General features: G+C 60.3%; 21 protein-coding genes and 1 tRNA gene. 3 read left to right on the top strand and 19 right to left on the bottom strand.

Going from position 1 to position 25,117, the window contains the following annotated elements; genetic code table 11:
* The 4 genes from B9A11_RS21275 to rpsL all read right to left on the bottom strand — a co-directional run.
* Positions 1 to 95, bottom strand: a 95-nt coding sequence (locus B9A11_RS21275) for a GTP-binding protein (RefSeq protein WP_234988920.1), incomplete at its 3' end; no start/stop codon positions are given.
* A 90-nt stretch (positions 96 to 185) separates the two neighbouring features.
* A complete protein-coding gene (gene fusA, locus B9A11_RS20505) occupies positions 186 to 2,303 on the bottom strand; it encodes an elongation factor G (RefSeq protein WP_058247702.1) in 2,118 nt (705 codons plus the stop codon).
* Between the two features lie 24 nt (positions 2,304 to 2,327).
* Positions 2,328 to 2,798 (bottom strand): 30S ribosomal protein S7, encoded by a 471-nt coding sequence (gene rpsG, locus B9A11_RS20510; protein WP_058247703.1) that lies wholly within the window; start codon positions 2,796 to 2,798, stop codon positions 2,328 to 2,330.
* Between the two features lie 12 nt (positions 2,799 to 2,810).
* Positions 2,811 to 3,182: a 30S ribosomal protein S12 gene (gene rpsL / locus B9A11_RS20515; RefSeq protein ID WP_005862801.1), complete on the bottom strand. Its 372-nt coding sequence runs from the start codon at positions 3,180 to 3,182 to the stop codon at positions 2,811 to 2,813.
* A gap of 347 nt (positions 3,183 to 3,529) precedes the next feature.
* Here rpsL and B9A11_RS20520 point away from each other — a divergent pair, with 347 nt between their 5' ends.
* Positions 3,530 to 4,330, top strand: coding sequence for a glycosyltransferase (locus B9A11_RS20520; RefSeq protein ID WP_058247704.1), 801 nt, complete (start codon positions 3,530 to 3,532; stop codon positions 4,328 to 4,330).
* An 82-nt stretch (positions 4,331 to 4,412) separates the two neighbouring features.
* On the opposite strand, the gene rpoC is transcribed toward B9A11_RS20520, so the two are convergent.
* From rpoC to secE, 11 genes are all read right to left on the bottom strand, one after another.
* A complete protein-coding gene (gene rpoC, locus B9A11_RS20525) occupies positions 4,413 to 8,660 on the bottom strand; it encodes a DNA-directed RNA polymerase subunit beta' (RefSeq protein ID WP_058247705.1) in 4,248 nt (1,415 codons plus the stop codon).
* 82 nt (positions 8,661 to 8,742) lie between these two features.
* Positions 8,743 to 12,882, bottom strand: coding sequence for a DNA-directed RNA polymerase subunit beta (rpoB, locus tag B9A11_RS20530; protein ID WP_058247706.1), 4,140 nt, complete (start codon positions 12,880 to 12,882; stop codon positions 8,743 to 8,745).
* A gap of 547 nt (positions 12,883 to 13,429) precedes the next feature.
* A complete protein-coding gene (gene rplL, locus B9A11_RS20535) occupies positions 13,430 to 13,810 on the bottom strand; it encodes a 50S ribosomal protein L7/L12 (protein ID WP_058247707.1) in 381 nt (126 codons plus the stop codon).
* 74 nt (positions 13,811 to 13,884) lie between these two features.
* Complete coding sequence (gene rplJ / locus B9A11_RS20540) at positions 13,885 to 14,403, bottom strand: 50S ribosomal protein L10 (protein WP_058247708.1); 519 nt, start codon at positions 14,401 to 14,403, stop codon at positions 13,885 to 13,887.
* Between the two features lie 262 nt (positions 14,404 to 14,665).
* On the bottom strand, positions 14,666 to 16,444 hold the full coding sequence (locus B9A11_RS20545) for an ATP-binding protein (protein ID WP_186009196.1): 1,779 nt from the start codon (positions 16,442 to 16,444) through the stop codon (positions 14,666 to 14,668).
* Between the two features lie 187 nt (positions 16,445 to 16,631).
* A complete protein-coding gene (gene rplA / locus B9A11_RS20550; protein ID WP_058247710.1) occupies positions 16,632 to 17,330 on the bottom strand; it encodes a 50S ribosomal protein L1 in 699 nt (232 codons plus the stop codon).
* A gap of 4 nt (positions 17,331 to 17,334) precedes the next feature.
* Positions 17,335 to 17,787 (bottom strand): 50S ribosomal protein L11, encoded by a 453-nt coding sequence (rplK, locus tag B9A11_RS20555; RefSeq protein WP_058247711.1) that lies wholly within the window; start codon positions 17,785 to 17,787, stop codon positions 17,335 to 17,337.
* A 205-nt stretch (positions 17,788 to 17,992) separates the two neighbouring features.
* The gene (locus B9A11_RS20560) at positions 17,993 to 18,406 is read right to left on the bottom strand and encodes a hypothetical protein (RefSeq protein ID WP_143595959.1); all 414 of its coding nucleotides are present in this window, start codon (positions 18,404 to 18,406) and stop codon (positions 17,993 to 17,995) included.
* Positions 18,364 to 18,933, bottom strand: coding sequence for a hypothetical protein (locus B9A11_RS20565; RefSeq protein WP_058247713.1), 570 nt, complete (start codon positions 18,931 to 18,933; stop codon positions 18,364 to 18,366). Before B9A11_RS20565 ends, B9A11_RS20560 begins: the two co-directional genes overlap by 43 nt.
* A 207-nt stretch (positions 18,934 to 19,140) precedes the next feature.
* The gene (gene nusG / locus B9A11_RS20570) at positions 19,141 to 19,671 is read right to left on the bottom strand and encodes a transcription termination/antitermination protein NusG (RefSeq protein ID WP_058247714.1); all 531 of its coding nucleotides are present in this window, start codon (positions 19,669 to 19,671) and stop codon (positions 19,141 to 19,143) included.
* A 166-nt stretch (positions 19,672 to 19,837) separates the two neighbouring features.
* Complete coding sequence (gene secE / locus B9A11_RS20575; protein WP_058247715.1) at positions 19,838 to 20,035, bottom strand: preprotein translocase subunit SecE; 198 nt, start codon at positions 20,033 to 20,035, stop codon at positions 19,838 to 19,840.
* A 320-nt stretch (positions 20,036 to 20,355) separates the two neighbouring features.
* Here secE and B9A11_RS20580 point away from each other — a divergent pair, with 320 nt between their 5' ends.
* Positions 20,356 to 20,928 carry a hypothetical protein gene (locus tag B9A11_RS20580; protein WP_058247716.1) on the top strand — a complete coding sequence of 191 codons (573 nt, stop codon included), beginning with the start codon at positions 20,356 to 20,358 and terminating at the stop codon, positions 20,926 to 20,928.
* 66 nt (positions 20,929 to 20,994) lie between these two features.
* On the opposite strand, the gene B9A11_RS20585 is transcribed toward B9A11_RS20580, so the two are convergent.
* The 3 genes from B9A11_RS20585 to B9A11_RS20595 all read right to left on the bottom strand — a co-directional run bounded on the left by B9A11_RS20585 (position 20,995) and on the right by B9A11_RS20595 (position 23,628).
* Positions 20,995 to 22,344: a hypothetical protein gene (locus B9A11_RS20585; protein ID WP_058247717.1), complete on the bottom strand. Its 1,350-nt coding sequence runs from the start codon at positions 22,342 to 22,344 to the stop codon at positions 20,995 to 20,997.
* A 159-nt stretch (positions 22,345 to 22,503) separates the two neighbouring features.
* Positions 22,504 to 22,579: transfer RNA gene (locus B9A11_RS20590), tRNA-Trp, on the bottom strand.
* 53 nt (positions 22,580 to 22,632) lie between these two features.
* The gene (locus B9A11_RS20595; protein ID WP_058247718.1) at positions 22,633 to 23,628 is read right to left on the bottom strand and encodes a zinc transporter ZntB; all 996 of its coding nucleotides are present in this window, start codon (positions 23,626 to 23,628) and stop codon (positions 22,633 to 22,635) included.
* A gap of 383 nt (positions 23,629 to 24,011) precedes the next feature.
* On the opposite strand from B9A11_RS20595, the gene B9A11_RS20600 reads away from it, so the two are divergent.
* Positions 24,012 to 24,239 carry a hypothetical protein gene (locus B9A11_RS20600; protein ID WP_058247719.1) on the top strand — a complete coding sequence of 76 codons (228 nt, stop codon included), beginning with the start codon at positions 24,012 to 24,014 and terminating at the stop codon, positions 24,237 to 24,239.
* Between the two features lie 128 nt (positions 24,240 to 24,367).
* On the opposite strand, the gene B9A11_RS20605 is transcribed toward B9A11_RS20600, so the two are convergent.
* Positions 24,368 to 24,907, bottom strand: coding sequence for a hypothetical protein (locus tag B9A11_RS20605; protein WP_058247720.1), 540 nt, complete (start codon positions 24,905 to 24,907; stop codon positions 24,368 to 24,370).
* Positions 24,908 to 25,117 lie beyond the last annotated feature (210 nt).

Here is a 25,117-nt window from a genome sequence, read left to right on the forward strand (position 1 = left end):
ATGGCAGCCGTCAGCGTGGTCTTGCCGTGGTCAACGTGACCAATCGTGCCGATGTTGCAGTGCGGCTTGCCGCGTTCAAACTTTTCCTTACCCATAGGTAGGCTCCTTTTTCTGTCAGTTCGGATGGTGGGGCGGACCCCACCCTACGGTGGTGGGTAGGGCGGGGCTTCCCCCGCCACCCGTTCTTAGGCGTATTTCGCTTGGATCTCGTCAGAGATGTTCTGCGGAACCGGGTCGTAATGCGAGAACTGCATCGTGAACTGCGCGCGGCCCGAAGACATGGAGCGCAGGGTGTTGATGTAGCCAAACATGTTCGCAAGCGGAACGTTCGCGTTGATCGCCACGGCGTTGCCGCGCGGTTCCTGGCCGGACACCTGGCCACGACGCGAGGTCAGATCGCCGATGATACCGCCGGTGTACTCTTCCGGGGTGATCACTTCGACTTTCATCATCGGTTCCAGCAGCTTTGCGCCAGCTTTCTTCATGCCTTCGCGCATACACATACGTGCGGCGATTTCGAAGGCCAGAACGCTGGAGTCAACGTCGTGGAACTTACCGTCGATCAGGGCAACCTTGAAGTCGATGACCGGGAAGCCTGCCAGCGGACCGGAGTCCATGACCGACTTGATACCCTTTTCAACACCCGGGATGTATTCCTTGGGAACGGCACCACCAACGATGCGCGATTCAAAGGAGAAACCTTCGCCCGGCTCGGTCGGCGAGATGATGAGCTTGACCTCACCAAACTGACCCGAACCACCCGACTGCTTCTTGTGGGTGTAGCTGTGTTCGACCTCGTGCGAGATGGTTTCGCGGTAAGCAACCTGCGGCGCGCCGATGTTTGCTTCAACCTTGAATTCACGCTTGAGGCGGTCAACCAGGATGTCGAGGTGCAGTTCGCCCATGCCCTTCATGATGGTCTGACCGGACTCGAGGTCGGTTTCGACGCGGAAGGACGGGTCTTCTGCTGCCAGACGGGCCAGGCCCTGAGACATCTTTTCCTGGTCGCCCTTGGTCTTGGGCTCGACAGCGATCTCGATCACCGGATCGGGGAAGGTCATCGTTTCCAGAACGACAGGTGCCTTGGCGTCGCAGAGGGTGTCACCGGTGGTGGTGTCCTTCAGGCCGGCCAGAGCGATAATGTCACCTGCGAAGGCTTCTTCGATCTCTTCACGGTTGTTGGAGTGCATCATCATCATACGACCGATGCGCTCTTTCTTACCTTTGGTCGAGTTCAGGATGCTGTCGCCTTTGTTCATCGTACCGGAGTAGATGCGGGTAAAGGTCAGCGAGCCAACGAAGGGGTCGTTCATGATTTTGAACGCCAGACCAGCGAAGGGCATGTCGTCGTCCGCGCGGCGGGCGATGTTACGCTCTTCGGTCTCGTCGTCCGGTGCAAAACCCATGTAATCAACAACGTCCAGCGGGCTGGGCAGGTAGTCGATCACAGCGTTCAGCAGCGGCTGGACACCTTTGTTCTTGAACGCAGAGCCGCCCAGAACCGGAACGAAGGCCATCGCCAGCGTGCCTTTGCGCAGCAGTTTGCGCAGGGTCGGGACGTCGGGCTCTTCGCCTTCGAGGTAGGCTTCCATCGCGTCGTCGTCTTGCTCGACGGCGTTCTCGATCATCTTGCCGCGCCATTCGTCGGCCATGTCCTTGAGGCTGTCGCGGATCGGAGCTTTGATCCAGGACGCACCCAGATCTTCACCCTGCCACAGCCACTCTTCCATGGTGACGAGGTCGATCAGACCTTCCAACTCGTTCTCTGCGCCGATCGGAATACCAACCGGAACAGCGGTCGCGCCGGTGCGGTCTTCGATCATGTGAACGCAGTTGAAGAAGTCAGCGCCGATCTTGTCCATCTTGTTGACGAACACGATACGCGGAACCTTGTAGCGGTCAGCCTGACGCCACACGGTTTCGGTCTGCGGCTCAACGCCTGCGTTTGCGTCCAGAACGGCCACGGCACCGTCGAGAACCGCCAGCGAACGTTCAACTTCGATGGTGAAGTCCACGTGGCCGGGGGTGTCGATGATGTTCAGGCGGTGCTTTTCAGTGTCGGCGGTCTGACCGTCCTCGGTGCGCTCCCAGAAGGTGGTCGTCGCAGCGGAGGTAATGGTGATACCGCGTTCCTGTTCCTGCTCCATCCAGTCCATGGTGGCTGCACCGTCGTGCACCTCACCGATGTTGTGGGATTTGCCGGTGTAGAACAGGATGCGCTCGGAGCAGGTGGTCTTACCTGCGTCGATGTGCGCCATGATACCGAAGTTGCGGTACCGGTCGAGGGGATATTCGCGTGCCATAGGGCTTGTCCTCTAAGAAGAGTGTTACCAGCGGTAATGGCTGAACGCTTTGTTCGCGTCTGCCATCTTGTGGGTGTCTTCGCGCTTCTTAACGGCAGCACCGCGGGACTGTACAGCGTCCAGCAGCTCACCGGCGAGGCGTTCTTCCATGGTGTTTTCGTTGCGGGCGCGCGATGCGGTGATCAGCCAGCGGATGGCCAGAGCTTCGCGGCGCTCGGGGCGCACTTCGACCGGAACCTGGTAGGTGGCACCACCAACGCGGCGCGAACGAACTTCGACCGACGGTTTGATGTTGTCCAGCGCTTCGTGGAAGATTTCCACGGGCGCGCGCTTTACCTTGGCTTCAACGCGGTCGAGCGCGTTGTAGACGATGCGTTCGGCGGCAGATTTCTTGCCATCGTACATCAGGTTGTTCATGAACTTGGTCAGGACGCGATCGCCATACTTGGCGTCGGGCAGGACTTCGCGTTTTTCAGCGGCGTGACGACGGGACATTTATAAATCCTCTTACTTAGGACGCTTCGCGCCGTACTTGGAGCGACGCTGCTTACGGTCTTTGACGCCCTGGGTATCCAGAACACCGCGAAGGATGTGGTAACGCACACCCGGAAGGTCTTTTACACGGCCGCCGCGGATCAGAACCACAGAGTGCTCCTGAAGGTTGTGGCTTTCACCGGGGATGTAAGAGATCACTTCGTAGCCGTTGGTCAGGCGAACCTTCGCAACCTTACGCATAGCCGAGTTCGGCTTCTTCGGAGTGGTCGTGTACACGCGCGTGCAGACGCCACGCTTTTGCGGGCACTGCTCGAGGTGCTGCGACTTCGAGCGCTTGACTTTGGGCTGACGCGGCTTGCGGATCAGCTGTTGGATCGTGGGCATATAAGGTTTCCCCGTGCTTCTCACATTTCGCTTTGGGGCAAGCCCCGCGGCGGGTTCAGATAGATGACGCCGCCCAAGGGCAGAGCCGGTTCGTTGCTTCGCCCCAACGGCGAAAGGCCGCTACATTCCCGTACCGAGGGCAATGTTGCGGCGGGCTTCCAGAGGATCGGGGCGTTAGTGGCCCGGACCGTGACCCGTGGATCAGGTAAAAACGCGCGCGGAAACGCGCACGGATTGACGGGGCGTATAGGGGGAGTCGCAAAGCTTGTCAACAGCGCCCCCCACTTGTCAGCCATGGGCGGCAATGCCATTCATATAGGGGCGCTTTTGCTGCGAAAGGGGGGCTCATGCAAGTCATTGGTTTTTGTCGGTTCTCCTACCCGGCCGAGGGCGGTTTTCAGGTGGAACACGACCGCCTTGAGGACCGCATCGCCTACCTATATGCGCCCGAGCGGATCGAAGAACGTTTCAAGCACTTTGAGACGATCTGCCTGCCGGGCCTGCGCGCCCAAACCGACCCGGATTTCACCTTTGTGATCCTGATCGGCGAGATGATGCCAGAAGTCTACATCGAACGGCTGCTGGCGTTGGTCGAGGACTTTCCGCAGGCAATGATTGCGCCGCGCGCGCCCGGTCCGCACCGCAAGGTGTGCCAAGAGGTCATCAACAGCGCCCGTGATTTGGATCAGCCCTGTCTGGAGTTTCGCCACGATGACGACGACGCCGTGGCTGTGGATTTTGTCGAGACCCTGCGCGCCGCCGCCCGCGATGTGGCGCCGCTGCTGCGCAAGAACCGCCTTGTGGGTCTGGACTGGAACCGCGGGTGGGTTGCGCGCCCGTCGGTGGACGGCATCCATGCCGAGCAGATCGTGAACCCCTATTGGGGAGTCGCGCAGGCCGTCGCAGTCAAGCCGGGGGTCAAGCAGTCGATCATGAACTTTGGCCATCTCAAGTTGAACCAGTTCATGCCCACGGTGACCTTTACCCAGCCGGAAATGTACGTGCGCGGGCACAATGACCACAACGACTCGCGCCAGAAAAAGCACGTCAAGCCGGTGCAGCTGCCCTTGGTGGATGCCGAAACGGAACGGATGTTCCGCGAGCGCTTTGCCATCGACGCCGATCACGTCCGGCGCGTGTTCGGCTAAACGCCCCTGCCCGAGCACAAAAGAAAACCCCCGCCTGATCGTCTCAGGCGGGGGTCTTTTTCAGGCGTTGCCGGAGGGGCCGTTATTCACGGCTCTCCGGGGTGTCCACGATCACGGTGTCGAACTCGTCACCGCCAACCACGTCGCTCATCTGCTCGGGCGCTGCCAGCTGGGCTGCGGCCTCTGCTTCTTCGCGGCGGGCTTCGATCACGACGTTGTCACGCTCGGACGCGATGCGACGCACGCGCTGGGTCGCGCCACCGGTGCCGGCCGGGATCAGGCGGCCAACGATGACGTTTTCCTTGAGACCGACCAGCTTGTCCTTCTTGCCCTGAACAGAGCTTTCGGTGAGCACGCGGGTGGTTTCCTGGAAGGACGCCGCCGAGATGAACGACCGGGTCTGAAGCGACGCTTTGGTAATCCCGAGCAGGATCGGCTCGCCCGTTGCGGGACGGCCCCCCTTCTTCTCGGCCTTGGCGTTGGCTTCGTCGAACTCGACCTTGTCCACATGCTCGCCCTTGAGCAGCGTGGTGTCGCCCGAGTCCTGGATCTCCCACTTTTGCAGCATCTGGCGAACGATCACCTCGATGTGCTTGTCGTTGATCTTCACGCCCTGCAGTCGGTACACGTCCTGGACTTCGTCGATCATGTAGTTCGCCAGAGCCTCGATCCCCATGATGGCGAGGATGTCGTGCGGCGCCGGGTTGCCGTCCATGATGTAGTCGCCCTTTTGGATGAAGTCGCCTTCGCCCACCGGGATGTGCTTGCCTTTCGGGATCATGTATTCGCGCGGCTCAAGGCTCTCGTCCGCAGGCTCGATCGAGATGCGACGCTTGTTCTTGTAGTCCTTGCCAAAGCGCACATAGCCGTCGATTTCGGCGATGATTGCGTGATCCTTGGGGCGACGTGCTTCAAAGAGTTCGGCAACACGCGGCAGACCACCGGTGATGTCCTTGGTCTTTGCGCCTTCACGCGGGATACGCGCGACAACGTCACCGGCCTTGACCTGCTGGCCGTCGTCACACGACAGGATCGCGTCGACGGACATCGGGTAGGTGATCGGGTTGCCCTGATCGTTGCGGACCGGTTCGCCATCGTCACCCACAAGGATGATTTCCGGCTTGAGCTCGTTGCCCTTGGGGGCTGCGCGCCAGTCGATCACGATCTTCTGGGTCATGCCGGTCGCATCGTCGGTTTCCTCACGCACGGCGAGGCCGTTCACGAGGTCGACGTGCTTGGCCGTCCCGTCCTTCTCGGCGATGATCGGCAGAGTGTAGGGGTCCCATTCGTACAGCTTGTCGCCGCGGGCAACGGTGTCACCCTCGTTGACGAACAGTTTCGAACCGTAGCCCATCTTGTGGCTCGCCAGCTCTTCGCCCTGATCGGACATGATCAAAACGGTCATGTTCCGGTTCATGACGATCAGCTCGCCCGCCGCGTTGGTGATGGTGCCGGGGTTCGCGAATGCGATGGTACCGTTCTGCGATGCTTCCTGGAAGGAGCGCGAGGAGCCCTGCGCAACGCCGCCCATGTGGAAGGTCCGCATGGTCAGCTGCGTGCCGGGTTCACCGATCGACTGCGCCGCGATGATGCCGACCGCTTCGCCGGTGTTCACCTTGGTGCCGCGCGCCAGGTCACGACCGTAGCAGGTGGCGCAAACGCCCTCTTCGGCCTCACAGGTCAGCGGGCTGCGGATACGCGCGGTTTGCAGAGCGGACTCTTCGACCGTGTCAGCCATCCGTTCGTCGATCAGCTCGCCATGGCGCACCATGATCTCGCCGGTGACCGGGTGGACCAGATCCTCTGCCGCGGTGCGGCCCAGGATACGCTCGCCGAGGCTTGCGACCACTTCACCGTCGTTGACAGCCGCTTCGGCGGTGATGGCGTTGTCGGTACCGCAGTCATCCATACGGATGATGCAGTCCTGCGCCACGTCCACCAGACGACGGGTCAGGTAACCCGAGTTCGCCGTCTTGAGCGCGGTATCGGACAGACCCTTACGTGCACCGTGCGTCGAGTTGAAGTACTCAAGCACGGTCAGGCCTTCTTTAAAGTTCGAGATGATCGGCGTTTCGATGATGTCGCCGTTCGGCTTTGCCATCAGGCCGCGCATCCCGCCCAGCTGCTTCATCTGGGTGACCGAGCCACGCGCACCGGAGTGGGCCATCATGTACACCGAGTTCGGTTCCATTTCGGCACCGTTCTCATCGCGGCGCTCGGCCGAGATGGTGTTCATCATCGCTTCGGTGACTTTGTCGTTACACTTCGACCAGGCGTCGACAACTTTGTTGTACTTTTCGCCCTGAGTGATCAGGCCGTCCATGTACTGCTGTTCAAAGTCCTTCACCTGATCGCGCGTCTCGTCGACCAGCGTCCACTTGTTGTCCGGGATCACCATGTCGGCCTTGCCGAAGGAGATGCCGGCCTTGAACGCTTCTTTGAAGCCCATGGACATGATCTGGTCACAGAAGATGACCGACTCTTTCTGACCGCAGTAACGGTAGACGGTGTCGATGACCCGCTGCACGTCTTTCTTACGCAGCAGCTGGTTGACCAGATCGAAGGGCGCCTTGGCGTTGAGCGGCAGCAGGCTGCCCAGACGGGCACGGCCCGGCGTGGTTTCGCACAGCTTCCAGACTTCGTTGCCTTCTTCGTCGATCTGAAGGATGCGGCACTTGACCTTGGCGTGCAGGTGCACTTCGCCCGCGTTCAGCGCGTGCTCGACCTCTTCGAGGGAGGAGAAGACCATGCCTTCGCCCTTCATGCCATCGCGGGCGATGGTCACGTAGTAGAGGCCCAAAATCATATCCTGCGACGGAACGATGATCGGTGCGCCGTTTGCGGGCGACAGAACGTTGTTCGTCGACATCATCAGGACGCGTGCTTCAAGCTGGGCTTCAAGGGACAGCGGCACGTGCACAGCCATCTGGTCGCCGTCAAAGTCCGCGTTGAACGCCGAGCAGACCAGCGGGTGCAGCTGGATGGCCTTCCCTTCGATCAGCGTGGGTTCGAACGCCTGGATGCCCAGACGGTGCAGCGTCGGCGCGCGGTTCAGCATGACCGGGTGCTCGCGGATGACCTCGTCGAGGATATCCCACACCTCGGGACGCTCTTTTTCCACCAGCTTCTTGGCCTGCTTGACCGTCGAGGACAGGCCCTTGGCCTCCAAGCGCGAGTAGATGAACGGCTTGAACAGTTCGAGCGCCATCTTTTTCGGCAGACCACATTGGTGCAGCTTGAGCTCCGGACCGGTCACGATGACCGAACGACCCGAGAAGTCGACGCGTTTCCCCAAAAGGTTCTGACGGAAGCGACCCTGCTTACCCTTCAGCATGTCGGACAGCGACTTCAGCGGGCGCTTGTTGGCACCGGTGATGACGCGGCCACGGCGGCCGTTGTCGAACAGGGCGTCGACGGATTCCTGCAACATCCGCTTTTCGTTGCGAACGATGATGTCCGGCGCGCGCAGTTCGATCAGGCGCTTGAGGCGGTTGTTCCGGTTGATCACGCGGCGGTACAGGTCGTTCAGGTCGGAAGTCGCAAAGCGGCCACCGTCCAGCGGCACCAGCGGACGCAGTTCCGGCGGAATGACCGGGATCACGGTCATCACCATCCACTCGGGACGGTTGCCGGATTCCAAGAAGGATTCCACGACCTTGAGGCGCTTGATGATCTTCTTGGGCTTCAGTTCACCCGTGGCCTCCTTGAGGTCGGCGCGCAGGTTTTCAGCCTCGGCTTCGAGGTCGATCGCCGCCAGCATCTCGCGGATGGCTTCGGCACCGATGTTCGCGGTGAACGCGTCCATGCCGTATTGATCCTGCGCGTCGAGGAATTCCTCTTCGTTCAGCATCTGGCCGTAGGTCAGGTCGGTCAGACCCGGCTCGATCACCACGTAGTTTTCGAAATACAGCACGCGTTCCAGATCACGCAGCGTCATGTCCAGCATCAGGCCGATACGCGAGGGCAGCGACTTGAGGAACCAGATGTGCGCGCAGGGGGCGGCCAGCTCGATGTGGCCCATACGCTCGCGGCGGACCTTTTGCAGCGTGACTTCGACACCGCATTTTTCGCAGACAACGCCGCGGTATTTCATGCGCTTATATTTGCCGCAGAGGCATTCGTAGTCTTTGATCGGGCCAAAGATACGCGCGCAGAACAGGCCGTCACGCTCGGGCTTGAACGTACGGTAGTTGATGGTTTCCGGCTTTTTGATCTCACCGAAGGACCACGAGAGGATCCGCTCGGGCGAGGCCAGCGACACCTTGATCTCGTCGAAGACTTTCGGCGGGGTCAGCGGGTTGAACGGGTTGTTGGTCAGTTCCTGGTTCATGTGTTCCTCACAAATTCAGAGGGAAGCGGGGGAAGGCGGGGCGGCGCAAGGGCCGCCCCGGAAGAGCAAAGGCGCGCGGCCCTTATTCTTCGTCTTCCTCCGCATCCAGGAGTTCCATGTTGAGGCCGAGGCCGCGGACTTCTTTGACGAGAACGTTGAACGATTCCGGCACGCCGGCTTCGAAGTTGTCCTCGCCCTTGACGATGCTTTCGTAGACCTTGGTCCGGCCTGCAACGTCGTCCGATTTTACCGTCAGCATTTCCTGCAGGGTGTAGGCGGCACCGTACGCTTCCAGCGCCCAGACCTCCATTTCCCCAAAGCGCTGACCACCGAACTGCGCCTTACCGCCCAGCGGCTGCTGGGTGACCAGCGAGTACGGGCCGGTCGAACGCGCGTGGATCTTGTCGTCCACGAGGTGGTGCAGCTTGAGCAGGTACTTGACGCCCACGGTCACACGACGCGAGAACTCGTCGCCGGTGCGGCCATCGAACAGGCGGGACTGGCCGCTTTCGTCGAAACCGGCACGCGCCAGCGCGTCGTTCACGTCAGCCTCTTTCGCACCGTCAAAGACCGGCGTTGCGATCGGCACACCGCGGGTCGCGTTCTGTGCCATCTCAACGAGCGACTCTTCGTCGGCGTCCGCGAAGCCCTCTTCGTAGACGTCGTCACCGTAGGCGATCCGCAGCGCTTCACGCACCGGGGTCAGGTCGCCCGAGCGACGGTAGTCTTGCAGAGCCTCGTCCACCTTGATGCCAAGCGCGCGTGCGGCCCAGCCCATGTGGGTTTCGAGGATCTGACCGACGTTCATCCGCGAAGGCACGCCGAGCGGGTTCAGACAGAAGTCAACCGGGGTCCCGTCTTCGAGGAACGGCATGTCTTCCATGGGAACAACGCGCGAAACCACACCTTTGTTACCGTGACGGCCCGCCATCTTGTCGCCCGGCTGAAGCTTGCGCTTCACGGCGATGAAGACTTTGACCATCTTCATCACGCCCGGGGGCAGATCGTCGCCGCGGCGCACCTTCTCGACCTTGTCCTCGAAACGGGCGTCCAGCGCGCGTTTCTGGATTTCGTACTGTTCGTGCAGGGCTTCGACGTGCTTGGCGTCTTCTTCCTCGCCGAGGGCCAGCTGCCACCACTGACCACGGGTCAGGGTTTCCAGCAGTTCCTCGTTGATCTCGGAGTTCGCCTTGACGCCTTTCGGGCCTTTGACGGCGGTCTTGCCGAGGATCATCGACTTGAGACGTGCGTAGATGTTGCGGTCAAGGATCGCGAGTTCGTCGTCGCGGTCACGCGCCAGACGTTCGATTTCCTCACGCTCGATCTGCAGCGCACGTTCGTCCTTTTCGACGCCGTGACGGTTGAAGACACGCACTTCGACGACGGTCCCGTAGTCACCCGGCTTGACGCGCAGCGAGGTGTCGCGGACGTCCGATGCCTTTTCACCAAAGATGGCGCGCAGCAGCTTTTCTTCCGGCGTCATCGGGCTTTCGCCCTTGGGGGTGATCTTACCTACGAGGATATCGCCCGGCTCCACGTCCGCACCGATGTACACGATGCCCGCCTCGTCGAGGTTGCGCAGCGCTTCTTCACCGACGTTCGGGATGTCGCGGGTAATCTCTTCCGGCCCAAGCTTGGTGTCACGTGCGGCCACTTCGAATTCTTCGATGTGAACGCTGGTGAACACGTCATCCTTGGCGATGCGCTCGGAGATCAGGATCGAGTCTTCGTAGTTGTAGCCGTTCCACGGCATGAAGGCTACGATGACGTTCTTGCCCAGAGCCAGTTCGCCCAGATCGGTCGAGGGACCGTCTGCGATAACCTCGTTCTTGCCGACCGTCTGACCCACCTTCACCAGAGGCTTCTGGTTGATACAGGTGTTCTGGTTAGACCGCTGGAACTTGCGCATCCGGTAGATGTCAACGCCTGCGTCGCCCAGTTCGAGGTCTTCGGTGGCGCGGATCACGATACGCTGAGCGTCCACCTGGTCGACGATACCGCCACGCTTGGCCAGGATCGCCGCGCCAGAGTCGCGAGCCACGATTTCCTCGATGCCGGTGCCCACCAGCGGCGCTTCTGCGCGCAGGGTCGGAACCGCCTGACGTTGCATGTTCGAACCCATCAGAGCGCGGTTTGCGTCGTCGTTTTCAAGGAAGGGGATCAGCGAGGCCGCAACCGACACCAACTGCTTGGGCGACACGTCGATCAGGTCAACGTTTTCGCGCGGCGCGAGGGTGTAGTCACCGGACTGACGGGTCGAGACCAGATCGTTGGTGAACTTGCCCGCCTCATCCAGCGACGCGTTCGCCTGCGCCACGGTGTGACGCATTTCCTCGGTCGCGGACATGTAGTGCACTTCGTCGGTGACCGTGGCGTCCTTGACGACGCGATACGGGGTCTCGATGAAGCCGTACTTGTTCACGCGCGCAAAGGTGGCGAGCGAGTTGATCAGACCGATGTTCGGGCCTTCCGGCGTTTCAATCGGGCACATCCGGCCATAGTGGGTCGGGTGAACGTCGCGCACCTCAAAGCCTGCGCGCTCGCGGGTCAGACCGCCCGGGCCAAGCGCCGAAAGACGACGCTTGTGCGTCACTTCGGAGAGCGGGTTGGTTTGGTCCATAAACTGCGACAGCTGCGAGGAGCCAAAGAATTCACGCACAGCAGCCGCTGCCGGCTTGGCGTTGATCAGATCCTGCGGCATCACGGTGTCGATCTCGACCGAGGACATACGCTCCTTGATCGCGCGCTCCATGCGCAGCAGGCCGACGCGGTACTGGTTTTCCATCAGCTCGCCAACGGACCGCACACGACGGTTGCCGAGGTGGTCGATGTCGTCGATGTCGCCCTTGCCGTCGCGCAGTTCGACCAGCGCCTTGATGCACTGAACGATGTCTTCGCGGTCCAGCGTGCGCTGGGTGTCGGGCTTGTCCAGCGCAAGACGCATGTTCATCTTGACGCGGCCAACGGCGGACAGGTCATAACGCTCAGAGTCAAAGAACAGCGTGTCGAACAGGGCCGAGGCGGCCTCGACGGTGGGCGGCTCGCCCGGGCGCATCACGCGGTAGATGTCCATCAGCGCGGTGTCGCGGGACATGTTCTTGTCCTGCGCCATGGTGTTGCGCATGTACGGACCAACGGTGACGTTGTCGATGTCCAGAACCGGGATCTCGGTGATGCCCGCCTCGAGCAGCTCTTTCAGAGTGCCGCCGGTGACTTCACCGTCTTTGTCCACGGTCCAGGTCAGCTCATCGCCAGCCTCGACGTAGATCGCGCCGGTTTCTTCGTTGATGATGTCCTTGGCGACGAACTTGCCGACGATGTGCTCGAACGGAACCAGCAGGTTCTTGATCTTGCCTTCGTCGATGATCTTCTTGACCGCGCGCGGGGTGACCTTCTTGGTCGCCTCGGCAATGATCTCGCCGCTGTCGGCGTCGACCAGGTCAAAGGTCGGGCGGGTGCCGCGCACACGCTCGGGGAAGAAGGGCGTTGCCCAGCCTTCGCCGCGACGGTGTTCGTAGGTCACGGTGTTGTAATACGCATCCATGATCGCCTCTTGGTCCAGACCAAGCGCGTACAGAAGCGTCGTAACCGGCAGTTTGCGGCGACGGTCGATGCGGGCAAAGACGATGTCCTTGGCGTCGAATTCAAAGTCCAGCCACGAGCCGCGGTAGGGAATGATGCGGCAGGCAAAGAGCAGCTTACCCGAGCTGTGAGTCTTGCCCTTGTCGTGGTCAAAGAACACACCGGGCGAGCGGTGCATCTGGGACACGATCACGCGTTCGGTGCCGTTGACGACAAAGGTGCCGTTCGGCGTCATCAGGGGCATGTCGCCCATGAACACGTCTTGTTCCTTGATGTCCTTGACCGACTTTGCGCCGGTATCTTCGTCGACATCAAACACGATCAGACGCAGGGTGACTTTCAGCGGTGCGCTGTAGGTCATGTCGCGCTGCATGCACTCTTCGACGTCGTATTTCGGCTTTTCCAGTTCGTAGGAGACGAATTCCAGAATGGAGGTTTCGTTGAAATCCTTGATCGGGAAAACCGACTGGAAGACACCTTTGATGCCTTCGCCGTCCATCGGCACGGGCTGATCGCCCGACTCTAGGAACAGCTTGTAGCTGGATTTTTGAACCTCGATGAGGTTCGGCATTTCAAGCACTTCGCGGATTTTGCCGTAATAACGGCGAAGACGTTTTTGTCCGAGGAAGCTTTGCGCCATGACAGATGTCACCTTTCGATATCTCGCCCGAAACACGCGCCGTCGGGCTACGGCGCGCCTCGTCAGTGACGGCAAAAATCCGGATCCATTCTCGGCACGCGTCCCACCGCGCGCCACTCGATCCTTTGGGTCCCTGCCTTGGAAAACCCCCACATGTGGGGCTTGCCAAGCCGGGGCATTCCGCCCATTGCGCCGATTTCTTCGATTTTTCAGGGAGTTGTCTGAGTTTTTCGAGGAAAGCGGATGTGTGTTTGTGGTGTTTGCGCCCTCTCGAATTTCAAAAACAGAACAGCGGATTCGAATCAATCGAACCCGCAGGAGACTTCCGAATATTCGCTGAACGGCGCGAACGCAAGACCCCCATAGGGGATTTGCGTAAATTCTGCGCTAGAGCAGAATGTCAAAACTCCATCCAATCGTCAAGCTGGGATGGAAAAATGGTTACCAAATGGTGAATCCATCATTGGACCCTGAAACGGCGAGCCCAAAACGCAACAAGCGCCCCCGGATGGGGACGCTTGCCGTGTAATTCGCCCGAAGGCTGAAATTACTTGAGTTCGATCTCAGCGCCAGCTTCTTCGAGCTTCTTCTTGATCTCTTCGGCTTCGTCCTTGGACACGCCTTCTTTGACAGCCTTGCCGCCGGCCTCAACCAGCTCTTTGGCTTCTTTCAGGCCCAGGCCGGTGATGCCGCGGACTTCTTTGATGACGTTGATCTTTTTGTCGCCAGCGGACTTCAGGATCACGTCGAATTCGGATTTCTCTTCCTCAGCTGCGCCACCGGCGTCGCCTGCGGGACCAGCCATCATCACTGCGCCGCCTGCTGCGGGCTCGATGCCGTACTCGTCCTTGAGGATGGTTTTCAGTTCTTGTGCTTCGAGCAGCGTCAGACCGACGATTTGCTCTGCAAGTGCTTTCAGATCAGCCATTGTAAGACTCTTTCCAATTATAAGATGTGTTCCAACGTGCGGGGGTTAACCCTACGTAGGTCATTCGGTAGCCGTTAAGCTGCCTCACCCTTTTCCTCAATCGTGGACAGGATGGAGGCGATGTTCGAAGCAGGCGCGCCAATGGCCCCGGCGATGTTGGATGCGGGTGCGCCGATGCAGCCGACGATGGAGGCAATAAGCTCCTCGCGCGACGGCATTTTCGACACAGCCGTAACACCGGCAGGATCCAGATCCGCACCACCCATGGCACCACCAAGAACAACAAGCTTCTTGTTGTCTTTGGCGAAGTCCTCGACCACCTTGGCTGCTGCCACGGGATCTTCGGAATAGGTGAGAACGGTCATACCATCGAGAAGCGGCGCGATGCCTGCGCAAGGCGTGCCTTCGACAGCGATTTTGGCGAGCTTGTTCTTGGCGACGCGGACCGTTGCTTCCGCAGCGCGGGCACGCCCACGCAGATCCGTCATCTCGGCAACCGTGAGACCTTCGTAGCGGGCAACCACAACGACGCCAGAGCTTTCGAAGATCTGGCCGAGTTCCTCGACCAATTTCTCTTTCTGGGCTCTATCCACAGTTTCACTCCAGTTAAAGGAGGGCGGACCCTCCGGCTCGTTCAGACAGGGTTTCCCCTGCCGCAAAGTCCGAATTGGGTCGACGCATCCTGTGGGGCCGGCGGTGCCGGTCCTGAAAAGATGTCTCTTCCCGTCTCAGGTAGGACTTAACGTGTTTCCACGGCCCGCCGTCTCGGACGAAAACAAGGCGCCGTTGCGAATCGCGCGTGCGCCTTGAGATCGGTAGTTACTGTTTTCCGAGGCGTTTGCCAAGCACTGTCTTTCAGGCCGCCCCGGCAAGTGCCCGATGACCCAGCAAAGCAAAGAGTTTGTGCTTGGACACAGGCTTCGCCAGTACCGCGTCCACCCCCGCCGCAAGGTAGCTTTCGACCTGGTGCGTCATGGCATTTGCGGTGACCGCAATGATAAAGCTGGGCGGACGGGGCGTGCCTGCTTCGATCCGGCGAATTTCGGCGGTGGCCGTCGTTCCGTCCAGCCGCGGCATCTGGATATCCATCAAGATGACATCAAAGGTCCGTTCACGCGCCAAATCCAAGGCTTGCTCGCCAGAGTCGGCATAGTGGATATCCGCCCCCGTATTCTTGAGAAACCGGCCAAGGATCAGGCGATTGACCGCGTTGTCATCGGCCACCAGAACCGACCGCCCAGACAGGTCCGGGGGATGCTCGGCCTCATCCCGGAAATGCGTGCGCGTGGCGCGATCGGTCACGGTCATGGGCAGGTCGATCGTAAAGGTCGCCCCCTCGCCCGGAACGCTCGACAAGGTGAGGGTGCCGCCCATCGCCTCGCACAGTTGCCGCGAAATCGTCAGGCCAAGGCCCGTGCCATCGTGTTTGCGCACCGCACTGTCGTCCAGCTGGCCAAACGGCTCAAAGATCAGCCGTTGCGCCGACACGGGGATGCCCGGCCCGGTGTCACGGACCGAGATGGTAAAGCGCCTGCCGTTGGGGTCCGGACGCACGCGGACCCAGACATCGCCAAAATCGGTGAACTTGATGGCGTTGGCGATCAGGTTATGCACAACCTGGCGTAGGCGACGCCCATCCCCCAGCAGCCATTTCGACATCTCTGGCGGGATATCCAGATGCAGGCGAATGTTCTTTTCCTTGGCCCGCGCCGCATACAGATCCGCAGCGGCGCCCACCACCGCACGCAGATCATAGGGCCGCGTTTCAATGGCCAATTCACCCGCCTCGACCTTGGCCAGATCAAGCACATCGTTGATGGTGCTCAACAAAAGCCCGCCGGACTCGTCGATCACCCGCACGTAATCCGCCTGATCCGGGGTCAGATCGCTTTCGGACAGCTCGCTTGTCATCCCAAGGATGCCATTCAGAGGCGTGCGGATTTCGTGGCTGACATTGGCCAGAAAGCGCGTCTTGGTTTCATTGGCCGAGGCCGCCAATGCCCGCAACCGCGCCTCGCGACGCTGGGCAAGACCGGCGAAATACACTTCGGACAGTATGTAGACCAACAGGCAGAAAATCGGAAAGACGAGGGCCGCTTCGCGGCGCTTTTGACCGTCATCTAGTCCGTCAATCTCTCGGATGCGGGCCGAAATATCCGCGTCGATAAGCTCTTTTTGCCACGCCTCGCGCAGATCCACGACCACGTTTTCGAAATGGGCGCGGGTGGTTTGCGCATAGCTCAGAGAAATCCCCTGCCCCGGATCGTTAAGCCGGGGCTGTTGCGCCAAAAAATCACGTAAATCGACCAATATCGGCCACAATGAACTCTCCTCGGGGCCGTGCGCCTGAAGATAGGCCCGAATACTCTGATCCAACTGTCCGGACAGCCCGACCACCTGCCGCGGGTCGCCCGCGTCATGGTCAAAATGCAGCAAGGCGTCGCTGAGTTTGTGCACGTCAAACACAATCTCGCTGATCCGCCAAGCGGTGGTGGAGACGGCAAACAGCGCCTCCTCCTCGGCGTCGTGGCGGGCGCGTTCAATGTCCACGAAGGTCTTCAACAGGAAAAGCGCCATGCACACCGCAAGCAACGCCCGCAGCGTGCGCGCATTTTCCCGCAGGCGCGCCCACATCAGCCGCACCTCACAAAAAAACCCAAAGCGCGAGACGCGCAACTGACGATGAAACCCGGCATGTGCCCTGTGACGATCCCTAAAAACCGCCCCTGAGTAGCGCATCTTTGCTAACGGCAACTTTCCGGCAAGCAAAAAGGCGGACCAAACTGGCCCGCCTTTTCATCAATTCGCAAAGATCGAAGGATCAGTTGCCGGTTGCGTTTGCAACGTCGACCGAAACGCCCGGGCCCATCGAGGACGACAGAGCGATCTTTTTCATGTAGGTGCCCTTTGCACCGGTCGGCTTGGCGCCGGACACGGCCGCAACGAAAGCACGGATGTTTTCGACCAGCTTGGCTTCGTCGAAGGAGACTTTGCCAACGCCTGCGTGAACCACACCAGCTTTTTCAGCTTTGAACTGAACCTGACCGCCCTTGGCTGCCTTGACAGCTTCGGCGACGTCCATGGTCACGGTGCCAACCTTGGGGTTCGGCATCAGGTTACGCGGGCCAAGCACCTTACCCAGACGGCCAACGATGGGCATCATGTCCGGGGTTGCGATGCAGCGATCGAAATCAATGGTGCCGCCCTGGATGGTTTCCATCAGGTCCTCTGCACCAACGATGTCTGCGCCAGCTTCTTTTGCTTCGTCTGCCTTGGGGCCGCGTGCAAACACCGCCACGCGGGTGGTTTTGCCGGTGCCGTTGGGCAGCGAGACAACGCCGCGGACCATCTGGTCTGCGTGACGCGGGTCAACGCCGAGATTCAGCGCGATTTCAACGGTCTCGTCGAACTTGGTCTTGGAGTTCGCCTTGATCAGCGCGACGGCTTCTTCGACCGTGATGTCTTCTTTGCCAGCAAAGGCTTCACGAGCGGCGCGGGTACGTTTACCGAATTTTGCCATCAGATTACCCTTTCACCTCGATGCCCATCGACTTGGCGGAGCCAAGGATGATCTGCATTGCTGCTTCGACGTCGTTCGCGGTGAGGTCCTTCATTTTGGCCTCTGCGATTTCGCGCACTTGGGCAACGGTCACGGTTGCAACGGTTTCACGACCGGGGTTCTCTGCGCCACGCGGACGGTTACGCTTGCCAACCGGCTTCAGGCCAGCTGCTTTTTTCAGGTAGTAAGACGCGGGGGGCGTCTTGATGTCCATGGTGAAGGACTTGTCCTGATAGTAGGTGATCACGGTCGGGCACGGCGCGCCGGGCTCCATTTCCTGCGTCTTGGCGTTGAACGCCTTGCAGAATTCCATGATGTTGATGCCGCGCTGACCCAGCGCAGGGCCCACGGGGGGCGACGGGTTGGCTTTGCCTGCAGGGATCTGCAGCTTCATCGTGCCGGCGAGCTTCTTTGCCATCGGCTGTCTCCTGTTCCTGCCCCGCTGACGCGTCAGAAGGGCGCTATGTGGCGTGGTTCGGATCAGCGGTCGCGACCGCCTTGCCTCCCACGAACGAGATACCCCCGACTCACATCGGGGGCATGAGCGGGCCGTTTACCGCGCCCTGCGGCAGTTGGCAAGGGGGCGCAGAAACAGGCGCCGCGATGCAGTGCCGAAAGGTGCCTCAATTGCCCCAAAACGCGACAAGGTCCCGTTCAGCACCCGCCTTGCCACTGACCTTGAACAGCGGCTGGCGATCAATGGTTTCAACGCGCAAGTCGTCGGCCTTGCATGCCATCAGGTTCTTGTTGGTCCGACGGATCCGGATCGGCCCCTTGACCGTCTTGGCATAGATGGTTGTCCCGCGCTTGCCGCGACCGGTCGTGCCTTCTTCGCGATAGCTCCGATCCATGAACAGAAACTGCGGACGATAGCCGTGGGCCTCGAGCTGGGCGATATGCGCCTTGGACAGACACATGGACACCTTGGTCATCGGGTGCGGCGGATAGCCGTAGCCAAGCTTTTCGCCGGATGTCTGGTAGATCTTGGACGCCATCACACGTTGGGCCCAATAGTCGTTGAACGCTTCTTCAGACACCCCCGGACGTTCCATTTATCAAGCAAGCAGGTCGACAAGGTGTGTTCACCGATGTCCGACTTATCAAAGGCCTGCTGCACCCGCAGGTTCAGATCGGTCAGCGCGGCGCGCGCAGCCTTTGGGTCGGCAAAAGCGCAGCCGTCTCGGCCAGCGTCGGGACCGTGCCATTGCAGCGGAATGCGCCGCCCCAGTTCGCCATATTCCCGCCAAAGCGCGGCCAAGGCAGGCTTGCCCAACTCGGCCCAAACCTTGGCGTGAGACTCTGTAAAGGGCGTCCAATCCAGCTCCTCTCGTCCTGCCGCCATGAACAACAGTTTGCCCAGATCACTTTGCGTGCTGCCGGAACGCAGATCCCGGTGTGTCAGTTGGAGCGCCATGCCCTGCAATTTCTCTTGCAGCTCGAAAAACGTCGGATCCACGCGCAAGTCGAACGCCTCATTCACATCACGGATGCAGTCAAAAGCCCCATCCGTATGCGTCGTGTTTTCGATCGAGGAATAGGGAAGTACCAGCGTGTCTTGTTGCATGAAACGCCCTCATGATCTGGCACTCACGCGAAGCGGGAAACATGCCATGATTGCGACCATTGACCGAAACTTTCGCGACGTCCGCGTACCGTGCGCCCTGCCGATTTCCCGAAAAGGGCAGGCTCATCATGCCCCCTGCCCCGGAAACGCGATACGCCGCCCAGTTGGGCGGCGCATCAGGATTGCAAAGCTCGGTAAAACCAGCAGTTACTGCTTGGTGACCTGGGTAAAGTCCAGCTCGACCGGGGTTTCACGACCAAAGATCGACACCGAAACCTTGAGCTTTTGCGCCTCGTCGTCCACGCCCTCGACCATACCGTCGAAACCTTCGAACGGGCCGTCGTTGACCTTGACCTTTTCACCCACCTCAAAGTTGATGAGCGTGCGCGGCGCTTCTTCGCCCTGCTGGACGCGGCCAACCATGGCGTCAACCTCGGCGTCGCGCATCGGCATCGGACGCCCCTGCGGACCAAGGAAACCGGTGACGCGGTTGATCGAGTTCACAAGGTGATAGCCCTGATCGGACATTTCCATGTGAACCAGAACATAGCCCGGCATAAAGCGACGCTCTGTGGTGACCTTCTTGCCGCGACGGACTTCGATCACTTCCTCGGTGGGCACCAGAACTTCGTCGATCTGATCTTCGAGACCCTGCTCTTCCACCGCTGCCCGGATCTGCTCGGCAATTTTCTTCTCGAAGTTCGAGAGGACGCTCACCGAATACCACCGTTTTGCCATCTGGCCTTACCCTTGCTGCTGTGTGCGCGCATGGGCGCGCCTCAAATGAAAACCGGCGTGCAAACGACTCGTCGCACGCCCGGTGAAATCTGTGCCAAGGCTCTTACCCGCGCAAAACCCGAGTTTCAAGCCTGCTTTCGCCCCCTGCGGGACGCGCGCCCCGGTGTCACCCCACGTAGGTGAGCAGACCCTCGAGGCCGGTGCGGATCAGGATATCGACGATCGCGAAAAAGATCGCGGTCAGCGTCGCCATGATAAAGACCATGATCGTCGTCAGAACCACCTCGCGGCGGGTCGGCCAAACGATCTTGGAGGCTTCTGCACGAACCTGCTGGATGAACTGAAGCGGATTGGTGGTGGCCATGCCTGTGATTTCCATGTTCCGAGAATTTGCGCTGACATACGCGGGGCGGCGCCTGATTACAAGCCCACAGGTGGCCGGGCCCCGCAGCGGCCCCATGATCACGGCCCCGTGTATAGGTGTGATAATACCGGCGGAACCAATCACCCGATGGCGGGTTATCCTTCTCTGCCGCGCAACGCGCCCAACAAGACGCTGATTTTTTTGAATTTTTTTGGGAACGAATTTGGCGGACCGACGGTTGTCCTACCAGATGGCCAAGACGGCAGGCACCAAGGAATGGACGCCCCGATTGGCAAACGAAGATAAAAGGAGACGACCTTATGAAACGCTTTTTGATTGCGACCGCACTTGTGACCTCGATGGGCACCACCGCTATGGCAGCGACCCAGGGTGAGATCAACACCATCAACAGCTACCTTCCGGATCTGGACGTGTCGCAGCTGACTGACACGCAGGTTGACGCGCTGATCGGCATCGCCATGAGCAACGAAGACCGCAACCAGAAGATGATGAAGATGGGCGGCTATATCTACTCGGGTAACGAAGTGGATACCCCGGTTCCCGCAACCACCGTTGCCGAGCTAGAAGCCTTTGCCCCGTCGATCGACTTCTCGGGTATGACCAACGAAGAGCTGGCCCAGGCCGTGACCGTGCTGAATGGTGGCGACTCGTATGATCAAAAGCTGCTGAAGCTGCGCTCGCTGGCCGAGGCGTCGGACGTGGTGACCATCCTGCCGCTGACCGCAGGCGAAGTTGCGACGATCAAGCAGTATGATCCGAACATCGACCTGACCAAGCTGTCGGACAACGACATCCTGATCATTCAGGCCGCGATTGCCGGCGGTGACCGCAACAACATTCGTTCGGTGATCCAGTCGGTCACCAACAGCTAACAGCTTGCTGACCTCACTTACGAAAAGGGCCGCCTCGTGCGGCCCTTTTTGCGTGGGCTGTTTGGGTCACCCGGCGCGGGCTGCGATCATATCCCACACCAGTTGGCCAGTCTGGGGCGTGCGAATGTCGCCATGCGACGCAACCGAGTCCGTGACATCCAGATACAGCGCCTTGCCATCTGCCTGGGCAAAGGCGGCGCGCATATCCGAGGGCCAAGAGGCCGCGTGCACCTTGCGCTGTAGCTTTTCGTGCATGACCTTGGCCCCCAGACGGCCGCCCACGTGCTTGGCCCCGGTCAGCAGCACCGCCACCGGATTGGCGTTGTCCTTGCGCGACCACGTCAGAACCAGATCGCCCCCCGGCGCGGCCACGTCCTGATAGGGGCCGCCTTCGCCATGGGTCACCCAACGTACCGGCGCAATCAGGCGATACCCTTCGCGAAAGCGGTTGGCGCTGAACGCCCCTTGCAGCCCGATCACCAAAGGCCCGAGGCCTTTGCGCGCCACCCGCGCCTGTAGCAAATCGGCAGAGTAATAGGCCCGCGTCATCATCCGCGCGCCCATGGAATGGCCGATGGCGATGGTCCGCAGACCGGTCTGCGCCTCTATATGCGGCAATATCGCGTTCATCACGTGGTTGGCGATGCCATAGCCGATCTCGTCCGCGTCGTCGGCCTTGACCGGGTAACTGCCGATGTGCAGCGCCCGGTTCGCCAGGTCGACCACCGACGTACCGCCCCACACCGACGGCCAGGTGATCCCAATGACCAAGGGGTGAAACCGCTGCCCCTGCGCCTGCGCCGCACGCCGAGTGTGGTGCACGATGGCATTATAACGGTCGAGCGCCTCGAACTGGTCGTTGTTCCAGCCCATCGCCAAAAAGGCGATATGGGTAAAAGGGTGCCCGCGCGCCTTGGCGGCGGCAATATCGTCAAGGATCTGCCCCTGCATCCGGTCGAGCGCCTGCCAGCCTGCCTCGTAGGCATTGCCGGGCTCATTGTCCCACGTGCCGAACGCGCTGTGCGAATAGGCCGAATGCAAAACATCCGGGGCGAGCCCTTCGCCACCTTCAATCGGCGCATACCGCAGAATGTGAGAGACCAGCATGACCTTGGGGTCGTTGGTGGCACGCCGGAACGCCGCCTTTTGCTGATCCAGATCGCTTTGGGCGCCAGAGCGCGGCAGGGCGATTGGCTCGGTCAGGCGCGTGCCGTCAAAGCTCCGCGTGCCGCCGGTATCGTGGCGATAGCCCGCCTTGTCCCGCGGTGCCTTTTCGATACCGATGATATAGCCGGGATGCCCCAGCGGATGGCTGAACGGCGTGTTCAGCAACGCATGATAGCGCCCGATCACCCCACTGGTGCCCAAGGCTTTTTCCTCGGCTTTCGGAACATGCGCATTGATCTTGGCAAACATGACGCCCCCCTTTGGCAAAGGCAGCCCATCCCGCGCTGCGCCCCCAATGTGGCGTACACACGCAGAACGTGCCTTGAGGCAAATCATACCCGCAAATAGCGTTTGACTCAGCCAAAACGCGCCAGCTGCGGGCGTATTGATCAACACTGTCGTGGAAAGTGGCAGGGGCAGCAGGGTTCGAACCCGCGACCTACGGTTTTGGAGACCGTCGCTCTACCAGCTGAGCTATACCCCTAAGGCCGCGCTCCGTTTACGCGGGGCGCGCCCGGTTTGCAAGACGTAAAAAGCCTAGATCCACCGCAGTTTTCGCAAGATCACCAATTGGCCGAGGAACACCACGAAAAGCCCGCCCGAAAACAGCCAGAACGCCCCGTCGGTCTGCGATCCCGGCAGCCCCGCGACGTTGATCCCGAACAGGCCGGTCAGAAATCCCAGAGGCAGGAACAACGCCGAGAGAATCGACAACAGGTACATGTTGCGGTTCAGACGGTCCGACAGCTGCCCCGCCAACTCGTCACGCACTAGGGCCATCCGGTCGCGCATGGCGTCGGCGTCTTCGACCACCCGTTCCAGCGCGTCGAGCTCTTCGGCGAGCGCACGCAGGTCGTCCTCTTCGAGCCAGTCGGGATGCGCGGCCTGCAAAGTGCGCATGGCGTCACGCTGGGGCTGTAGGTATCGGCGCAGGATAATGGCGCGGCGGCGCAGCTCGACGAGACGCGGGCGCAGATCATGCGGCGGCTCTTCGGTCAGGACTTCTTCTTCAAGGGCGTCGGCCTCGTCTTCCAGTTGCCGCCAGAAATCCTCGATCCGGTAGTTGAGCCGCTCCGTCAGGCGGACGACAAAATCGGCGGCATCACGCGGCCCCTGCCCCGCGTCGAGCTCGGCGGCGATGTCCTCGACCGCGCGCACGCGGCGGCGTGACAGGCTGATGATGCGGTTGGGATCGACCCATAGCCGGATCGACACCATGTCCTCTGGGTCGTCGCCCTGGTTCATATTGATGCCACGCAGGATCACGATGAGGCCGTCGCCGACGCGGGTCACACGCGGGCGGGTTTCCTCGGCGACCAGCGCGTCAACGATGGTCGGGTCAAGATACGACAGGTTGTCGATGATCCACTGCGGCGCCTCGGGGTGCTGCGCGTGCAGGTGCACCCAGGCGAGTGTATCCTCGCGCAGAACGCTGGGCGCTTCGCCCGCCGTCAGCCGGCGACAGGCCTCCGGGCCGTCCAGAACATGAGCCGTCGAGATAAGCGCATCCAGCGCAGGTACGAGATTCGTCATGCAGAACAGTTAACGCGGGCCGCGCCATAGGCAAAATGTTCTTTTCCAAGGGCGAAAACGACGATTTTCGAGCCACACAAATATGTGATGTTCCTTGCCCCAGGCCCGAATTTCAGGCGGCTGTAACGACCGCCTTCAGGCCGTTTTGACCCTTTGGTTCAAGCCGGATTGAACCGCACTTTTCCTGTGCAAAACCGCACAGGGACCCGGTCTGCGCGGGCAAAATACAAGTGCACAAAAACGAGAGCAGTTCGAGATTTTCTTGTGATTTCAACATCTCAGCCGGGTCGCCTAAATCGTTTGGTGTCGGAGGCACACAGCCACCTACGCAAACAAACCCAGGCGGAACATCCCGCCACACACAAACCGAAAGGAACTTTAAAATGCTTCGTACTCTGACCGCTGCCGCTCTTGTTGCAACCACTCTGGCCGGTGCTGCTTCTGCCGCAACTTCCGCGAACCAAGCCATCGCGTCTGACGTTCTGAAATACGCGCCGAACGCCGATGTTTCCTCGCTGACCCCGGCTGAAGTCACGCAGATCCGCACCATCCTGCTGACCGTCGACAACGAAAGCGAAAAGCAGGGCAAAATCCGCCTGATCACCAACTGATCCATGAAGGATCCACGGCGGCGCTGCGCAATCTCACTCCCGGATGCGCAGCGCTTGCCCCCAAAGGCCGCCCTCGGGCGGCCTTCAATAGTTTGGGGAGGCACGCAAATATCCGCCCCTTACAGTCGTTAAAATTCAAGACTTCGGAGCGCTTCGCTGACATCAAGAACATCCGCCCGCATCCTCACCGCATCATTATAGAAGAAGCGATACGAGTTGGTGTGCGCATTAAAATCCGCAAACTCGCGGATGACGCCGGCGGGAATGATCGATGCGTGAAGCACATGGTAACGTCGATCAAAAATCACAGCGGCCAGTAGATCGAATCCTTCCAAGTCCCGGATAGCGCCCAACTGCTCGTTGCCGCCAGCTGCTGATAATCTTCGTGCCTTGATCTGTATCCGCGTAGGGCCGTCAAGCGCATCGAAGCCTTTCTGAGAGCGTTTTGCCGCCGTCCAACCAAAGGCGTTTATGAACATAAACTCTCCCAGATCGCCGGTTAGGCTGTTCCCTGACCTAGAGACACCGCGCAGCTTCAGTTCATCCTGAGCGTCCACCAAGAGATCTAAGACCTCTCTGGATGGCATGACATCCAAAGCAATTTCTTCGGCCTGAGCAAAGACAGAGCCCGCAGCATAAAAACTTAGGATCAAAAACTGACGCAACATCCGCCGAGCCTAAGGAAAGAGAGTTAAGGAAATCATAACAGAAAAAGGGCGCCCCGAGGGACGCCCTTTTCTTTAGCTCGCTGGAGGCTCTCGGGACATTCGGGCCTGGGGCCCGAATACCCTGTCGCTTCCATCACAGCAAATCTGTGATTAGGCGATCACCTTCGACACAACGCCGGAACCAACGGTGCGGCCGCCTTCGCGGATTGC

Origin of the sequence: Tropicibacter naphthalenivorans (assembly GCF_900176475.1) — a bacterium.
Taxonomy (GTDB): Bacteria; Pseudomonadota; Alphaproteobacteria; order Rhodobacterales; family Rhodobacteraceae; genus Tropicibacter; species Tropicibacter naphthalenivorans.

Coding starts and splice junctions, on each gene's coding strand:
- fusA (WP_058247702.1), bottom strand. CDS start 2,303: ATGGCACGCGAATATCCCCTCGACCGGTACCGCAACTTCGGTATCATG.
- rpsG (WP_058247703.1), bottom strand. CDS start 2,798: ATGTCCCGTCGTCACGCCGCTGAAAAACGCGAAGTCCTGCCCGACGCC.
- rpsL (WP_005862801.1), bottom strand. CDS start 3,182: ATGCCCACGATCCAACAGCTGATCCGCAAGCCGCGTCAGCCCAAAGTC.
- B9A11_RS20520 (WP_058247704.1), top strand. CDS start 3,530: ATGCAAGTCATTGGTTTTTGTCGGTTCTCCTACCCGGCCGAGGGCGGT.
- rpoC (WP_058247705.1), bottom strand. CDS start 8,660: ATGAACCAGGAACTGACCAACAACCCGTTCAACCCGCTGACCCCGCCG.
- rpoB (WP_058247706.1), bottom strand. CDS start 12,882: ATGGCGCAAAGCTTCCTCGGACAAAAACGTCTTCGCCGTTATTACGGC.
- rplL (WP_058247707.1), bottom strand. CDS start 13,810: ATGGCTGATCTGAAAGCACTTGCAGAGCAAATCGTCGGTCTGACGCTG.
- B9A11_RS20545 (WP_186009196.1), bottom strand. CDS start 16,444: ATGTGGGCGCGCCTGCGGGAAAATGCGCGCACGCTGCGGGCGTTGCTT.
- rplA (WP_058247710.1), bottom strand. CDS start 17,330: ATGGCAAAATTCGGTAAACGTACCCGCGCCGCTCGTGAAGCCTTTGCT.
- rplK (WP_058247711.1), bottom strand. CDS start 17,787: ATGGCAAAGAAGCTCGCCGGCACGATGAAGCTGCAGATCCCTGCAGGC.
- B9A11_RS20565 (WP_058247713.1), bottom strand. CDS start 18,933: ATGCAACAAGACACGCTGGTACTTCCCTATTCCTCGATCGAAAACACG.
- nusG (WP_058247714.1), bottom strand. CDS start 19,671: ATGGCAAAACGGTGGTATTCGGTGAGCGTCCTCTCGAACTTCGAGAAG.
- secE (WP_058247715.1), bottom strand. CDS start 20,035: ATGGCCACCACCAATCCGCTTCAGTTCATCCAGCAGGTTCGTGCAGAA.
- B9A11_RS20580 (WP_058247716.1), top strand. CDS start 20,356: ATGAAACGCTTTTTGATTGCGACCGCACTTGTGACCTCGATGGGCACC.
- B9A11_RS20585 (WP_058247717.1), bottom strand. CDS start 22,344: ATGTTTGCCAAGATCAATGCGCATGTTCCGAAAGCCGAGGAAAAAGCC.
- B9A11_RS20595 (WP_058247718.1), bottom strand. CDS start 23,628: ATGACGAATCTCGTACCTGCGCTGGATGCGCTTATCTCGACGGCTCAT.
- B9A11_RS20600 (WP_058247719.1), top strand. CDS start 24,012: ATGCTTCGTACTCTGACCGCTGCCGCTCTTGTTGCAACCACTCTGGCC.
- B9A11_RS20605 (WP_058247720.1), bottom strand. CDS start 24,907: ATGTTGCGTCAGTTTTTGATCCTAAGTTTTTATGCTGCGGGCTCTGTC.